The sequence below is a fragment of the Pseudomonas phenolilytica genome (assembly GCF_021432765.1).
Taxonomy (GTDB): Bacteria; Pseudomonadota; Gammaproteobacteria; order Pseudomonadales; family Pseudomonadaceae; genus Stutzerimonas; species Stutzerimonas phenolilytica.
This window is the reverse complement of the sequence record NZ_CP058908.1, coordinates 2774442-2789795: the sequence shown is the minus strand read 5'-3', so window position 1 is coordinate 2789795 and position 15354 is coordinate 2774442. Positions and strand designations below refer to the sequence as shown.

The 15354-nt window shown below is 63.2% G+C and carries 12 protein-coding genes and 2 tRNA genes; 8 read left to right on the top strand and 6 right to left on the bottom strand.

All coding sequences use genetic code 11. The annotated features are described in order from the left end of the window. Window positions 1-28 precede the first annotated feature (28 nt). On the top strand, window positions 29-505 hold the full coding sequence (gene soxR / locus HU825_RS13460; RefSeq protein WP_138301094.1) for a redox-sensitive transcriptional activator SoxR: 477 nt from the start codon (window positions 29-31) through the stop codon (window positions 503-505). An 86-nt stretch (window positions 506-591) separates the two neighbouring features. Here the strand turns inward: soxR and HU825_RS13455 are convergent, their stop codons facing one another. After that, a complete protein-coding gene (locus HU825_RS13455; protein WP_234302218.1) occupies window positions 592-1296 on the bottom strand; it encodes a class I SAM-dependent methyltransferase in 705 nt (234 codons plus the stop codon). A gap of 181 nt (window positions 1297-1477) precedes the next feature. Between HU825_RS13455 and HU825_RS13450 the strand changes: the two genes are divergently transcribed. The 5 genes from HU825_RS13450 to HU825_RS13430 all read left to right on the top strand — a co-directional run bounded on the left by HU825_RS13450 (window position 1478) and on the right by HU825_RS13430 (window position 8461). Further along, window positions 1478-1735 (top strand): type B 50S ribosomal protein L31, encoded by a 258-nt coding sequence (locus HU825_RS13450; protein WP_234302217.1) that lies wholly within the window; start codon window positions 1478-1480, stop codon window positions 1733-1735. Window positions 1736-1826: 91 nt separating this feature from the next. Then, window positions 1827-3782, top strand: a complete 1956-nt coding sequence (locus HU825_RS13445; RefSeq protein WP_234302216.1) for a TonB-dependent receptor domain-containing protein — start codon at window positions 1827-1829, stop codon at window positions 3780-3782. Between the two features lies 1 nt (window position 3783). After that, window positions 3784-7641 carry a cobaltochelatase subunit CobN gene (cobN, locus tag HU825_RS13440; protein WP_234302215.1) on the top strand — a complete coding sequence of 1286 codons (3858 nt, stop codon included), beginning with the start codon at window positions 3784-3786 and terminating at the stop codon, window positions 7639-7641. Window positions 7642-7658: 17 nt separating this feature from the next. Continuing rightward, window positions 7659-8132, top strand: a complete 474-nt coding sequence (locus HU825_RS13435) for a MotA/TolQ/ExbB proton channel family protein (RefSeq protein WP_156714298.1) — start codon at window positions 7659-7661, stop codon at window positions 8130-8132. Next, window positions 8132-8461: a DUF2149 domain-containing protein gene (locus HU825_RS13430; RefSeq protein ID WP_054094918.1), complete on the top strand. Its 330-nt coding sequence runs from the start codon at window positions 8132-8134 to the stop codon at window positions 8459-8461. The genes HU825_RS13435 and HU825_RS13430 overlap by 1 nt, the downstream gene beginning before the upstream one ends. A gap of 165 nt (window positions 8462-8626) precedes the next feature. Here HU825_RS13430 and HU825_RS13425 read toward each other — a convergent pair. Beyond that, window positions 8627-8703, bottom strand: a tRNA-Asp gene (locus HU825_RS13425). An 18-nt stretch (window positions 8704-8721) separates the two neighbouring features. After that, window positions 8722-8797, bottom strand: a tRNA-Val gene (locus tag HU825_RS13420). Between the two features lie 272 nt (window positions 8798-9069). On the opposite strand from HU825_RS13420, the gene HU825_RS13415 reads away from it, so the two are divergent. Further along, the gene (locus tag HU825_RS13415) at window positions 9070-9687 is read left to right on the top strand and encodes a type II secretion system protein N (protein ID WP_054094917.1); all 618 of its coding nucleotides are present in this window, start codon (window positions 9070-9072) and stop codon (window positions 9685-9687) included. A gap of 3 nt (window positions 9688-9690) precedes the next feature. Then, window positions 9691-11940 carry a type II secretion system secretin GspD gene (gspD, locus tag HU825_RS13410; RefSeq protein ID WP_054094916.1) on the top strand — a complete coding sequence of 750 codons (2250 nt, stop codon included), beginning with the start codon at window positions 9691-9693 and terminating at the stop codon, window positions 11938-11940. A gap of 52 nt (window positions 11941-11992) precedes the next feature. On the opposite strand, the gene HU825_RS13405 is transcribed toward gspD, so the two are convergent. Genes HU825_RS13405 through HU825_RS13395 form a run of 3 tightly spaced genes read right to left on the bottom strand, consistent with a single transcriptional unit; the run spans window position 11993 to window position 15340 of the window. Then, a complete protein-coding gene (locus HU825_RS13405) occupies window positions 11993-13204 on the bottom strand; it encodes an O-succinylhomoserine sulfhydrylase (protein ID WP_043298372.1) in 1212 nt (403 codons plus the stop codon). Between the two features lie 42 nt (window positions 13205-13246). Beyond that, complete coding sequence (gene purF, locus HU825_RS13400) at window positions 13247-14752, bottom strand: amidophosphoribosyltransferase (RefSeq protein WP_234302214.1); 1506 nt, start codon at window positions 14750-14752, stop codon at window positions 13247-13249. A gap of 12 nt (window positions 14753-14764) precedes the next feature. Next, window positions 14765-15340 (bottom strand): CvpA family protein, encoded by a 576-nt coding sequence (locus tag HU825_RS13395; RefSeq protein WP_043298368.1) that lies wholly within the window; start codon window positions 15338-15340, stop codon window positions 14765-14767. Between the last annotated feature and the right edge of the window lie 14 nt (window positions 15341-15354).

Genomic DNA, 15354 nt, shown 5'->3' with positions numbered 1-15354 from the left:
CATCGTGTTCGACTCAAGGGAGCTACCAGTGGCTGGAAAGGCAAGCAAGAAGGATCCCCTGCTACCCATCGGCGAAATCACCAGACGTAGCGGCATAGCGGCATCGGCGCTGCGCTACTACGAGTCGCTCGGTTTGATCAGCTCGTCCCGCCAGGGAACCAGTCGCCGCTTCTTCCCACGGTCGACGCTGCGCCGGGTGGCCTTCATCATCTTCGCCCAGAAGATCGGCTACTCGCTCGAGGAGATCGGCCAGCAGCTGGCGCGCCTGCCCACCGGAAAGCTACCGACGAACAAGGATTGGCAAGCCCTCTCTCGCGGATGGAAGCAACAGGTCGCCCAGCGCATCGGGGAACTGCAGCGACTCGACATGGACCTTGATCACTGCATCGGTTGCGGCTGCCTTTCGCTGCAGCGCTGCAAGCTGGCGAATCCAAATGACGCGGCCGGAGCCAGCGGCACCGGCCCACGACTGTGGCTGAATGACCAGAGGCCGGAGCAGGGATGAGTCATTGGCCTGAGTCGCGTGCTGATCGACTCCGCCAGTGCAAGGGGACCATCCGTTGTGAAAACGGCCGCGGAGCGTCGCAAGGCTTATTCCTTCCTCCTGACCGTCGAAACCCAGCCTTGCATCAATCCGGCCTGGAAGAACTGCACGGGTGTTTCGAATCCGGCTTGCTCGATAATGCGCCCGACCTGTTCCGTCGACAGGATGGCCACGTCCTTGGCATAAGCCTTCCGCGCACGCGCCAGCATCTCCGGTTGCACGCCGGCCGAGGACATCAGCGTCATCCAGCTGCGCAGCAGCGTCTCGTATGCCGGTGACTGCACGTCAGCGGCAAGATCGGCCGTTGCCAGCAACCCCCCGGGCTCGAGCCTTCGCGCGATCTTGTGGAAGAAGTCCACGCGCGCCTGGCGCTCGAGCAGGAACTGAGAGACCAGGAAGCAGGTCGCCGCGTCGTGGGCGGGCTGCAAGGGCAACGTGTCGAGGTAGCCTTCATGGAAGGTGCATCGCGCGAGGAAGCCGCCCTGCCGAGCTCGCTCACGGCACCTTTCGAGCATCGCACCCGAAGGGTCCACGGCGGTGAACTGCCAGCCGGGGAACCTCTGCGCCAGGTGCCCCAGTTCCGCACCGGTGCCGACACCCACGCAGAGAATCCGGGCGTTGGCCGGCAGATCGGCGAACAGCGATCCGAGCAGCAAATGCAGCGTATCGCGAATCGGCGCCATGCCCGCCCATTGCTGGTCGTAGCCCTGGGCCTGCTGATCGAATAGCGCTTTCAGTTCATCTGGTTGCATGGCTTGCCGCCTCTCTCTTTAGATGTTGAACCCGCCTAGACCCGGCGATCACCGACATCTGCCCTGCGCAGGCGCTTGAGGATATCCCGCGTGTGCAACGTCGATGGGGTTGTGTCCAGTTGATTGCCCACTTTAATTGTTATGATATAACATCTTTCCTGTCACTCTGAGGACTCACTACATGAAGCCTGGCATCCACCCTGACTACCGCCCCGTTCTGTTTCATGACACGGCAGCCGACGTCTATTTTCTGATCGGCTCGACGGCTGAAACGACTCGTACTCATCAGCACAGCGACGGCAATACCTATCCGTACATCGCGCTCGACGTGTCCAGCGCGTCGCACCCGATCTACACCGGCAAGCAGCGCAAGACCACGACCGAAGGCCGCGTCGCCGGCTTCAACAAGCGCTTCGCCAGTTTCACCATCCAGAGATAACCCGCGCCACCTGCCGCAGGGCCCGGGACGCTCCATCCGAGCGGACCGCGTCGCTGCGCACGTTCGCCCGTGCTTTCAAGGAAGACGCCCCATGTCCGGCCCTCACCGCCTGAGCGCTACCCGCCCTCATGCTCGACTCATCCCCTGCCTAGCCCTTTTACCGCTGCCGGTCTTAGCCGAGCAGGTCTTGCATCTCCAGCCCACTGTCGTGACCGCGACCTCTACCCTGCAGGCGCTCGAGGACGCCCCAGCCAGCATGACGGTGATTAGCCAGGAAGAGTTGGCGCTGCGTCCGGTGCAGGACCTCGAGGATGCGTTGCGCGGCACCCCGGGGTTGCAGTTCACCGGCGTTGGCATGACGCGCCGGGGAGTGAGCATCCGCGGGATGGGCAGCGAGCACACCCTCGTGCTGGTCGACGGACAGCGCATCGGCAGCGCCGCCGGCGCCGTGGCGCACGCCGATTTCGATCTGGGCTGGGTGCCGGTCGAAGCCATCGAGCGCATCGAGGTCGTGCGCGGCCCGATGTCCTCGCTCTACGGCTCCGAAGCGCTGGGCGGCGTGGTGAATATCATCACCCGTCGCAGTACCGATACCTGGCAGGGTGCGGCGCGACTCGACGGTGGCGTCAGGGAAGATGACCGGGGTGGCCAGACGCACCAGTTGGGTACTTACGCCGGTGGCCCTCTGGTCCCCGGCGTGCTCGGGCTTTCGTTCACCGGCGAGACGCGTCGCCGGCAGGAAACGCCGCTGCACCGCGACGCGCCCCTCTCCGAGATCGAAGGCCGGGATGCCGACAGTGCAAGCGCCACGCTCAGCTGGACGCCGGATGCCGCGCAGCGAATCGACTTCGGCTACGTCAGCGGCCAAGAAGACCGCTGGCGCAACACCCGCGGCGCCAGCCGAGCTCCGGTCGAATACGAATCCCATGATCGCATCGAGCGCGAGCGATTTTCCCTCGCGCATCGGGGCGATTGGTCATGGGGCAAAAGCTCCGTGCGCGCCTATCGCAACACGCTGGAACGCACCAACCGCTACACCCACGGGATCATCCCAACCTCGCCGCGTCAGGAACTCACCGATGACGTGATCGACGGCAGCTTGAGCGTACCGACCGCTGCGCACCTGTTCACCTTCGGCGGCGAATGGCGCAAGGAGCTGCTGGAAGATGCCAGTTTTGCGCGTGGCGATGCGCGGACCATTCATCGTGCCCTGTTCCTGCAGGACGAAATCGAGCTCGCCCCGTCGTGGTCGCTCGTCGTGGGAAACCGTTTCGATCGTCATGAAACATACGGCTGGCACAACAGCCCGCGCGTCTACCTCGTGCATCACGTCACCGATGCGCTGACGATCAAGGGCGGCGGCGGTCGTGGCTTCAAGGCCCCATCGCTCAAGCAGTTGTCGCCAGGCTACTCGGCCATCGGCGGCGGCGGGATGTTCACCATCCACGGCAATCCTGACCTCGAACCGGAACTTAACACGACCTACGAACTCAGCGCGGACTATCAGGCCAATGGCTGGACCCTCAATGTCGGCCTGTTCCAGAACAACGTGCGCGGACTGATCCAGACGCTGTGCGTTGCCAGCTGCGGACTGCGCGGTCGGGAGGTGCGCAACTACGACAACGTCGACCAAGCTCGCATTCGTGGCATCGAGGTCGGCGGCAGCCTGGAGCTGCCCGCCGACCTGCGCTGGGAGCTGAACTACACCTATCTCGACGCCATCGACCGCAGCGCTGACCGCCGGCTTGGCGATCGCGCACGCCATCTGGCCAACACGCAGCTGCAATGGACGCCAACCGCAGATTTCTCCGCACAGTTGCGTGGCGAGTACGTCGGCAGTCAGCTCACCTACACCAGCAACATCGCCCATGCGGTACCGGCCTACAGCCTCTGGCACCTTGAGCTGGCTCAGCGCATCACCGACAGCCTGAGCGTACGCGGCGGCATCGAGAACCTCACGGACCAGGACTTCAGCGACACGTCGGATCACTTCACCTTCGCCGAGCCCGGGCGCACCTATCACGTCGGCGTGAGGCTGAGTTTCTGACATGCGCCTTCCGTTCTATATGGGCATCATCCTGGCCATGCTCGCAAGCCTGTCGGCTGCCGCCGAATTGCCACCCGATTCTCTCGAGGTGCAGGTCGTCGCCACCGACTTCGTGCTGCAGGGCAAGATCGACAGGCTCGCGCAACGGGCGGCCGAGTTCGGCGTCGCGCTGAGCCGCGCGCCCATGCACGCGCAGGACTCGACAGCCGATACGCCCGACTTGCTCATCCTCGACGTGCCGCGTCCGGCCGACCTGGTCGCGATACAGCAAGGCCTTGGCGAGCGACTGAACAACACGCGCTTACCCTGGATTCGCGTCGGTGGCGGCCCGCCGGCGTTCGGCAACCTGCCTGCCCCGGTGGCCAGGCGGCTGATCGACTATTACGCCAATGGCGGGCGACAGAACCTCGACAATCTGTTCGCCTACCTGCGCGCCTGGCACGACCGCGCGCAGCTGGACGCGATACCGCCTCCGGTCACGCTCGTCGACGCCGGCATCTACCATCCGGCGGCACCGAAGCCCTTCGCGCAGGTGGAAGACTACCTGGCGTGGGGCACGGCACGCTGGCGGTCGGATGCGCCACGGGTGGCCTTCGCCATTCACCGCGGAGCGCTGGCCGACGACCAGCTTCGGCTGATCGACACCTTGATCACGCGGAGCGAGGCGCGTGGCCTGGCGCCTATGGCGTTCTGGATGGACGACACGGATCCCAAGGCACTCACGAAAGTGCTCAGTCCCGCACGCAGCGAGGTGCTCGTCAACCTGCAGCACATGCAGAACGGGCCGGCGCGGCAGGCCGAGTTCCTCGCGCTCGGTATTCCGGTGCTGGCCACGCTCACTTGGCGCGAAGGCGATCGCGCCCACTGGCGCGCCTCAGCCAGTGGCATCAAACCCCATACCGCAGCCGCCATGCTGACCGTCCCGGAAACCTGGGGCATGACCGACCCAATGGTTATCGCCGCCATCGAAGACGGCCAGCCGACGCCAATTCCCGAGCAGCTCGACGCCCTGCTGGCCAAGGTCGAGCGCCTGGCCCGGCTGCGCTACCTGCCCGCTTCCGAAAAGCGCTTGGCGCTGATGTTCTGGAACCATCCGGGCGGCGAGAAGAACGTCACCGCCTCCAACCTCAACGTGCCGCGCAGCCTCGCCAAGCTGACGTCCGCGTTGCGCAAAGCGGGCTATGCGGTGCCCGAACGCAACGAGATCGATCTGATCGAAACCGCGCATCGCCTGCTGGGCGGCTACTATCGGCCCGAAACCCTCGATGCCCTGCTCGCCGACAGGCTCGCCATCTCACTCCCATTGCCCGAGTACCAACGCTGGCTCGCGGATTTGCCAGAGTCGAGCCGACAGGCGCTGGCCGAGCGCTGGGGCGATCCGGCGAGACACTGGGCATTGCGCGATATCGAGGGGCAACCCAACTTCGTTATACCCGCTGTCCGCCTGGACAAGCTGTTGCTGCTACCGCAACCGCCACGCGCGGGGCGGCCAGGTGAGGCCTACCACGACAGCAAGGTTCCGCCCGACCACCTCTACCTCGCCGCCTACCAGGCGGTGCGGGAACGCTTCAAGCCCGATGCACTGATCCACTTCGGCACCCACGGCACCCAGGAATGGCTGCCAGGCAAGGACCGGGGGCTCGCGGTCGGCGACTACCCCTTTCTCGCCTTGGACGATCTTCCGGTGTTCTACCCTTATATCCAGGACAACATCGGCGAAGCCATCCAGGCACGCCGCCGGGGTCGCGCCGTCATCATCAGCCACCAGACGCCTCCGTTCGCACCGGCCGGCCTCTACGACGAGCTACGCGACCTGCATGAGCTGCTCCACGAGTACCAGCAGCTCGACGAGGGTGCGGTGCGGGAAGCGATCGCCGAGCGAATCCGCCAGGCAGCCATGAAAGCGGAGCTGCTGGCCGATCTGGGCTGGGACGGCACCCGTATGCACGGCGAACCCGAGGGGTTCCTGCAGGCGCTGCATGATCATCTGCACGAGATGGCGCAGGCCAACGTGCCCTTGGGGCTGCATACCTTTGGGGAACCGGCGCGCCCCGAGCATCGCCTGGCCACGGTGCTCCAGCAGCTGGGGCGCCCCTATCTTCAAGCGCTGGGCGTCAGCGAAGACGAGCCAGTCGCCGAGGACTTCACCGGGCTGCAGGCGAGCCTCCCCTACCGTACCCTGCAGCGATTTGTGCGCGACGGCGAAAGCCTCGATGCGATCGACGATGCTCGGCTGCGCGAGCAGATCGAAAGAGCCCTGGTACTGGACGCGCAGCTGGCCGAGACGGGGGAAATCGAAGCCCTGCTCGAAGGGCTTGCCGGTGGTTTTGTCCCACCGGGCCCAGGTGGCGACCCGGTACGCAATCCGGATGTGCCCAGCGGTCGCAATCTCTACGCCTTCGAGGCGAACAAGCTGCCAACCCGCGCAGCCTACGAGGCGGGAGGCACTGCGTTCGAGCAACTGATCCAAACCTACCAGGCAGATCATGACGGCAAGATGCCGGAAAAGCTGGCCTTCAGCCTGTGGTCGTCCGAAGCCATGCGCCATCTGGGCATTCTCGAAAGCCAGGTCCTGCACGCACTGGGTGTGCGTCCCATCTGGGACGCAGGTGGGCGTGTGCAAGCACTGGAAATCATTCCGGCAGCGGAACTCGGACGACCGCGCGTCGATGTCGTGGTACAGGTCACCAGTGTCTACCGGGACCAGTTCGACGGCTTCATGCGCCTGCTGGCCGACGTTGTGGAACGGCTCTCGCGCCTGGACGAGCCGGGTAATGTTCTGGCCAGCAACAGTCACGCGTTGGCAGTCCGACTGCGCAGCCAGGGTTTCGAGACAGCCACCGCCGAGCGCCTGTCACAGCTGCGCTTGTTCGGCAACGAGCCGGGTGACTACGGTACCGGCGTGTCGCAGCTGACCTTGGACTCGACTACGTGGGACAACGAAGCGGAGCTGGCGGAGCAGTTCCTGTCCCGCCAGCAGCATGGCTACGGCACCGGGAACTGGGGCGAGAAGATCGACGGCCAGAACTTCTTCGCCGAACAACTCAAGGGTGTCCAGGCGGCAGTCATGGCGCGCTCCAGCGAACTGAACGGGGTGCTCTCCACCGACCATCCCTTCGAGTACCTCGGCGGGCTTGCCCTGGCCGTCCGTCATCTGGACGGCGCGAGCCCGTCGCTCTACATCGCCGACCTGCGCAAGCGTGAACCGCGCACCACCGATGCCGCAGGTTATCTCGCCACCGAGCTGCGCAGCCGTTACCTGAACCCGCAATGGATCGCCGCGATGCAGCAGGAAGGCTACGCCGGCACGCTGGAAATCCTGAACGTGGCCAACAACCTCTGGGGCTGGCAGGCGGCCGATCGCAGCATGGTGCGCGCCGACCAGTGGCAGGCGCTGCACGACACCTTCGTGCTGGACCAGCGCGAGCTCGGCGTCAATGAATGGTTCGAGGCACACAATTCCACGGCCCAGGCTCAGTTTATCGAGCGCATGGTCGAGGCGATTCGCAAGGGCTACTGGGATGCGTCTACGCAAACTCGACGCGAGTTAGTCGAGCGATGGCAGGCCCTGACCGCCGAGCACGGCGCCGACGCCGGCGAACCGGTAACCCACGCATTCATCGAGCAGCTGGCCGCCGGCTTCGGTCTGGCGCAAACGACGCAGCAGGATGCCGAATCGGGGGCGGTCGAGGCTGGCGAGACGGTACGCGGGCAGGTGATGCAACCGATACCCGCGCGACTACCCGACGAGCATGAGCTCTGGCGGCCGCTGCTGGGCATCGTAGTTCTGCTCCTGCTCGCTCTGCTCGGCGTAGTGCACCAGCTAATGGCCAATCGCCGCATTACCGCTCATTTCTAAACGTGGAAACGAACCGCATGAATACACTTGAATCAGCTCTCTACGAGCTTACCCGAATCTTCCTGATCCCCGTCCTGCTGCTCATCCTGGCGGCCCTGGTCTACGCATTTTTCGTGCTAGGCAGCTTCGCCATGGAAGCCTGGCAACGTCGTACCGGACGCTATCGCTCGGTGCTTGCCGCACATCAGCGCGAGCACGGCGGCACGAGTGACGATCTCGAACTATGGATCATGCAGCGCCTGGAATGGTTGCGTGTGACCTCGCGCAGCGCCCCGATGCTGGGCCTGGTCGCCACCATGATCCCCATGGGACCCGCCCTGCTGGCGCTGACCGAAAGCGATGCCAAGGGCATTGGCGACAACCTCGTGGTCGCCTTCTCGGCCGTGATCCTGGCATTGGTTGCGTCGAGCATCGCGTTCTTCGTGCTCACCGTGCGCCGCCGTTGGCTGCTTCAGGAGTTGCGCGCGATCGAGCGCGCGGGAGAGAACTGATGCGCTTTCTCGAGCACGACAACGAAGACGACCCGCTGCTCTCGGTGGTCAACCTTATCGATCTGTTCCTGGTGGTGATCGGCATCCTGCTCATCGTCATCGTGCAGAACCCGCTCAACCCGTTCCGGCAGGACAAGGTAGTGGTCGTCGAGAATCCCGGCGAAGCGAACATGCGCATGTTGATCAAGGACGGGCAGGCGCTGAAGCAGTACGAGTCCAGCTCAGAGATTGGCGAGGGCCAGGGTGCAAAGGCCGGCATCACGTACCGATTGAACGACGGACGCATGATCTATGTGCCAGAGGGACCCGATAGATTGCCTGCGAACTAGCCGCAGCAAGGGATACCCGCTCGGTAAATGGCTAGTCAGCCCCGCCAGGACGACGATTAAGCTGATGGCTGGAACGTGAGTTCCGCAGGGTGTTTTGACGGGCACAAAAAAAGCTGCCCTTGGCAGCTTCTCTTGCTCCACTCTTTCAGAAAAGAAGGAGATGTATGGCGCAGCGGACGGGACTCGAACCCGCGACCCCCGGCGTGACAGGCCGGTATTCTAACCGACTGAACTACCGCTGCGCGTCGGTCTCGCAAAGATGGTGGCTGATGACGGGATCGAACCGCCGACCCCCTGCGTGTGATGCAGGTGCTCTCCCAGCTGAGCTAATCAGCCGATCGCCTTGCGAGGCGCGCAATTTACTGATCCCCCCTTGCTAAGTCAACAGCGGCATTGGATTTTTTTACCGCGCCGCGGGTCCATCGTTACTGGCTCACGGATTTGAAATCATGCCGCGGCACTATCGCACTGCCTTGCGGTCTTTGTTCTGCCGCGACGGCAACAGGCGTGACGGGTCTCGCGACGGTCACCTGTCGAAAAACGCGATATGTGCCTAAGGTTGAAGACGTAACGGACATAACATCACGATGCGGCATGGAGTAACTCGCTTGTATTTGCCCGGACCGTTGCGGAATTATCGACAGCACGCCCCGCTAGCCCTGAGCGCCCTGCTGGTCTGCCTTTTCGGAATATACCTGGCGAAGCAGATCGAAACGGTGTGGCAACTAAGCCGTGCCCCGCTCACGGTAGAGGTCAGCCCTCCCGCCGCCAGCGCTATCGGTAGTTCCGATCCAGCGCGCCTGGATGCCCTTTTTAGTGCGCCGCCTACCCTCCAGAACAGTGCAACGGCCAACGCCTCAGGCGTGACCCTGCATGGCAGCTTCGTGCATGCCGACCCCAGTCGCTCCAGCGCCATTATTCAGCTCGACGGCCAGCCCCCCCAGTTGGTCTGGCAGGGCCAGGAACTACAAAGCGGCGTGGTACTGCGCAGCGTGCATCCTGACCATGTGCAACTCATGCGCGACGGCCAGATAGAACGGCTGGACTTTCCCGCGGTACGTTCGCCGGTGTTCGTTCCCGATGAAGCAGTGCAACCGTACGAGACCGAAGACGCGGGCACCGAAGAAATGCAGCAACAGATGGAGGCGCTACGCCAGCAACTGGAGAACGCCGTCAGCCCGCCCGCTTCGCCCACCCCGAACGTACCGACCAAGGAAGATGACTGAACGATGCCGCCGTTTCTCATGCGTCCGTTGCTTGCCCTGACCCTCTCCAGCGTTCTGATCATGCCGTCGGCTGCACTGGCGGCAGCTGGCGATGCCGGTATCGAGCCAAGCGCCAGCCAGGAAGACGGTTGGACCATCAACCTGAAGGATGCCGACATCCGCGCATTCATCGATCAGGTCAGCCAGCTCAGCGGCCAGACGTTCATCGTCGACCCTCGGGTCAAAGGCCAGGTCAGCGTCGTATCCAACGCCACGCTGACGATGGATGAGGTCTACCAGCTATTTCTTTCGGTGATGGCGACTCACGGTTTCAGCGTGCTGGCACAGGGCGAGGTCGCGCGCATCGTGCCCAACGCCGAGGCGAAGGCCGAGGCCGGTGGCGGTCCGGCCGGCGGCGATCAGCTTGAAACGCGCGTCATCCAGGTTCAGCACACCGCGGCGACCGAGTTGATTCCGCTGATTCGCCCGCTAGTACCGCAGTATGGCCATCTCGCTGCGGTCACGTCTGCCAACGCGCTGATCATCAGCGACCGCAGCGCCAACATCGCGCGCATCGAGGATCTGGTACGGCAACTGGATCGCACCGAGAGCGACGACTACAGCGTGCTCAATCTGCGCCACGGCTGGGCCACCGATATCGCCGAGGTCCTGCGCAACTCCTTGATTCGCGGAGACGCGAAAAGCACTGCCGGGCTGCAGATCATCGCCGACTCGCGCACCAACCAGCTGATTTTCATCGGCCCACCGCAGGCTCGCAGCAAGCTGGCCAGCCTGGCACAGACGTTGGACACCCCCGCCACCCGCTCGGCCAATACGCGGGTAATCCGCCTGCGGCACAACGATGCCAAGTCGCTGGCCGAAACCCTCGGTGATATTTCTGAAGGTCTGAAGGATTCCGGCGAAGGCGAAACGACCACCACCCGCAGCCAGAACATCCTGATTCGTGCCGACGAAAGCCTCAACGCCCTGGTGCTGCTGGCCGAGCCGGAGCTGATCGGCACGCTGGAGAGCATCGTCCGCCAGCTGGATGTGCCGCGCGCACAGGTCATGGTCGAGGCTGCAATCGTCGAGGTTTCCGGCGATATCAGCGACGCTCTGGGGGTGCAGTGGGCAGTCGATGCACGTGGCGGCACGGGTGGTGTAGGCGGTGTCAATTTCGGCAACACGGGGCTGTCGATCGGCAGCGTGCTGAACGCCATCGACGAAGACGAGATACCGAGCAACCTGCCCGACGGTGCGATCATCGGCATCGGTACACGCAGCTTCGGCGCGCTGATCACCGCGCTGTCGTCCAACAGCAAGAGCAACCTGTTGTCGACGCCGAGCCTGCTGACGCTGGACAACCAAGAGGCCGAAATCCTCGTCGGCCAGAACGTGCCGTTCCAGACCGGCGCCTATACCACCGACTCCTCGGGTGCGAACAATCCGTTCACCACCATCGAGCGGCAGGATATCGGCGTTACGCTGAAGGTGACCCCGCACATCAACGAGGGCGCCACGCTGCGTCTGCAGATCGAGCAGGAAATCTCGTCCATCGCGCCGACCGCGAGCCTCACCGCACAGGCTGTGGACCTGGTCACCAACAAGCGCTCGATCAAGAGCACCATTCTTGCCGAGGATGGCCAGGTGATCGTGCTCGGCGGCCTGATTCAGGACGATGTAACCCGCACCGACTCCAAGGTCCCGCTGTTAGGTGATATTCCGTTGCTCGGTGCGCTGTTCCGCTCGACGCAGGAGAGTCATGTCAAACGCAACCTGATGGTCTTCCTACGCCCTACGGTGGTGCGTGACCGCGCAGGCCTGGCCGCGCTATCAGGCAAGAAGTACAGCGATATCCGCGTGATCGAGACTGACTCGGCCAGCCCCACCATTCTTCCCGCCAATCCCGAGCGTCTGTTCGATGGCCAGGGCGAACCGGCGCCGGCCATCGATCTGCGCGCCAACGAGCCAAGCCAAGGCTCGCTGGCACCGCCTCCGCCGCCGCGCGGCACCAAATCGAGCGCTCCCTCCAACGCCACAGGCAGCTGGGCGATTCAGCTGGCCAGTCTGCGCAACCCGGCTAATGCCGAAGCGATGCGCGAGCGCCTGGTCGGACTTGGCTATGAGGCTTATGTTCGACCAGGCAGCAATACGAGTCGGGTCTACGTCGGACCATTGGCGAGCCGCGACGAGGCCGTACGCCTACGTGAGCAGCTCTCGAAGGAACAACGCCTGGACGGCATCGTGCTGAAAATCGAGCCTACACGCGAATAAGCCGCCGAGGCTCATTCGCACGGCTGCCAGCAGTAGCCGCCGTTCGGTCTAATCAAAGCGCCGCGAGGCCGCGCGCCAGATCGGCCTGCAGATCAGCGACATCTTCCAGCCCGACCGCCACGCGGATCAGACTGTCGCTGATGCCGGCGCTGGCGCGATCCTCGGCAGACAGTCGGCCGTGCGTAGTCGAGGCCGGATGGGTGATGGTGCTCTTACTGTCGCCCAGGTTGGCCGTGATGGAAATCAGTCGGGTGGCATCGATGAAGCGCCAAGCACCCTCCTTGCCTCCTTTGACCTCGAAGCTCAACACAGCACCAAAACCCTTCTGCTGACGCTTCGCCAGTTCATGCTGCGGGTGGCTGGGCAAGCCTGCGTAATAGACCCGATCCACCGCTGGTTGGCGCTCCAGCCATTCGGCCAGTTGCTGTGCGCTGGCACAATGGGCCTGCATGCGCAGGCGCAGGGTTTCCAGCCCCTTGAGGAAGACCCAGGCGTTGAACGGGCTGAGCGTCGGACCGGCGGTACGCAGGAAGCCGACAATCTCCTTCATCTGTTCGCAGCGTCCCGCAACCACACCGCCCAGACAGCGCCCCTGCCCGTCGATGTACTTGGTCGCCGAATGAATGACGATATCCGCGCCAAGCGCCAGAGGCTGCTGCAGCACCGGCGTGCAGAAGCAGTTGTCGACCGCAAGCAATACGCCTTTGGCTCGGCAGAGTTGGGCCAGCGCAGCGATATCCACCAACTCCGCCAGCGGGTTGGACGGCGACTCGACGAACACCAGTTTGGTGTTGGACTTGAAGGCTGATTGCCACGCCGAAAAATCGGTCAGTGGCACGTAGTCGACCTGCACACCGAAGCGTTTGAAGTACTTCTCAAACAACGAAACGGTGGCGCCGAACACGCTGCGCGACACCAAAATATGATCGCCGGCCGAGCATAGGCTCATCACGGTCGCCAGAATCGCGGCCATGCCGGACGCCGTCGCGACGGCCTGCTCGGCACCTTCCAACGCCGCGATTCGCTCTTCGAAGGTGCGCACCGTGGGGTTGGTGTAGCGCGAATAGACGTTACCCGGGACTTCACCGGCAAAGCACGCAGCCGCAGCTGACGCGCTGCGAAACACATAGCTGGAGGTGAAGAACAGCGGCTCGCCGTGCTCTGCCTCCGGGGTGCGATGCTGCCCGGCACGTACGGCCAGAGTGTCGATCCCGACGCCGTCGAGATCGCTGTCCAGCCGCCCGGCTTCCCACTCAGTGGTCATTCTTGCTACCTCCAGCGCCGCAGCCGCACCGCGGCGCCCAGCTTAGTCGTTGTACAGATCGATGATGGCGCTTACGGCATTGGCCTTGGACTTGCTGAGGTCGTTGCGCGCCTGTTCGATCCGGTGCAGATAGGCGTCATCGATATCGCCGGTGATGTACTTGCCATCGAACACCGCGCAATCGAAGTGCTCGATCTTCACCTTGCCGCCACCGACGGCTTCGATCAGATCCTCCAGGTCCTGATAGATCAGCCAGTCGGCGCCGATCAGCTCGGCCACTTCCTCAGTGCTGCGGTTGTGCGCGATCAGCTCATGGGCGCTGGGCATGTCGATGCCGTAAACGTTCGGGTAGCGCACCGCTGGCGCTGCCGAACAGAAGTACACATTCTTCGCGCCAGCCTCGCGCGCCATCTGGATGATCTGCTTGCAGGTGGTACCACGCACGATCGAATCATCAACCAGCAACACGTTCTTGCCGCGGAATTCGAGGTCGATGGCGTTGAGCTTCTGGCGCACCGACTTCTTGCGCGCTGCCTGGCCGGGCATGATGAAGGTCCGGCCGATATAGCGATTCTTGACGAAGCCTTCACGGAATTTCACCCCCAGCCGGTTCGCCAGTTCGAGCGCAGCAGTACGGCTGGTATCCGGAATCGGGATAACCACGTCGATATCATGCTCGGGACGCTCGCGCAGAATCTTGTCCGCCAGTTTCTCGCCCATGCGCAGGCGCGCCTTGTACACCGACACGCCATCCATCAGGGAATCGGAGCGCGCCAGATAGACGTACTCGAAAATGCACGGCGAGAGCTTCGGAGCGTCCGCGCATTGACGGGTGAACAACCGGCCATCAGTGGTGATATACACCGCCTCACCCGGCGACAGGTCACGGATCACGGTGAAGCCGAGCACGTCGAGCGAGACGCTTTCCGAGGCGATCATGTACTCGACGCCTTCATCGGTATGACGCTGGCCGAAGACAATCGGACGGATTGCATTTGGGTCACGGAAGCCAACGATGCCGTAGCCCGTCACCATAGCCACAACCGCATACCCCCCTCGGCAGCGTTCGTGGACCTTGCTGACCGCGGCGAACACGTCTTCCTCGGTTGGCTGCAGCTTGCCGCGTACCGCCAGTTCATGAGCGAACACGTTGAGCAGCACTTCCGAGTCCGAGCTGGTGTTCACATGGCGCAGATCCGACTCGTAGATTTCCTTGGTGAGCTGCTCAACATTGGTCAGATTGCCGTTGTGTGCCAACGTGATGCCGTAGGGCGAGTTGACATAGAACGGCTGCGCTTCGGCCGAACTGGAACTGCCGGCGGTGGGGTAGCGGACGTGGCCGATGCCCATATTACCGATCAGACGCTGCATGTGACGCTGCTGGAACACGTCTCGCACCAGACCGTTGTCCTTGCGCAGAAACAGGCGATCGTCGTGGCTGGTGACGATACCGGCGGCATCCTGCCCACGATGCTGCAGTACGGTAAGCGCGTCGTACAGCGCCTGATTGACGTTCGACTTACCGACGATGCCGACAATGCCACACATGCAAGGAACCTCTCAGTTTGTTTCAGGCTGACGCGCAGGCAGGAAACTGCCAGAAGCGTCTTCAATAAATTTTGCAGAACCGGACGGATCGAGCGAACTGGCCAGCCATTGGCTGCTGAACTCGAGAATCAGGTTCTTGGACCAATCGGCAACCAGCAGAAAGTGCGGTAGCAGAACCGACTCCTTCCACCAGAGATCCTCCTGAACCGGCGCAAGGCTGAGCAAGCCGGCCAGCACTACCACCAGCAGTCCACCACGCGCCGCACCGAATACCATGCCCAACAAACGATCGGTACCGGACAGACCGGTCACCCGAATCAGTTCACCAATCAGGAAATTGACCAGCGCCCCCACTAGCAGCGTGGCGATGAACAGGATGGCGCAAGCCGCGATGATTCGTGCCGAGGGCGTGCTGATGAACTCTGCCAGATGATGCGACAAGGCACCGCCGAACATCCAGGCGATCACCCCGGCAATGATCCAGGTCAGCAGCGACAAGGCTTCCTTGACGAAGCCTCGCTTCAGACTGATCAGACTGGAGACAGCAACGACGGCGATGATGATCCAATCGACCCAGGTAAAAACCACGACGTCTTCTGCAT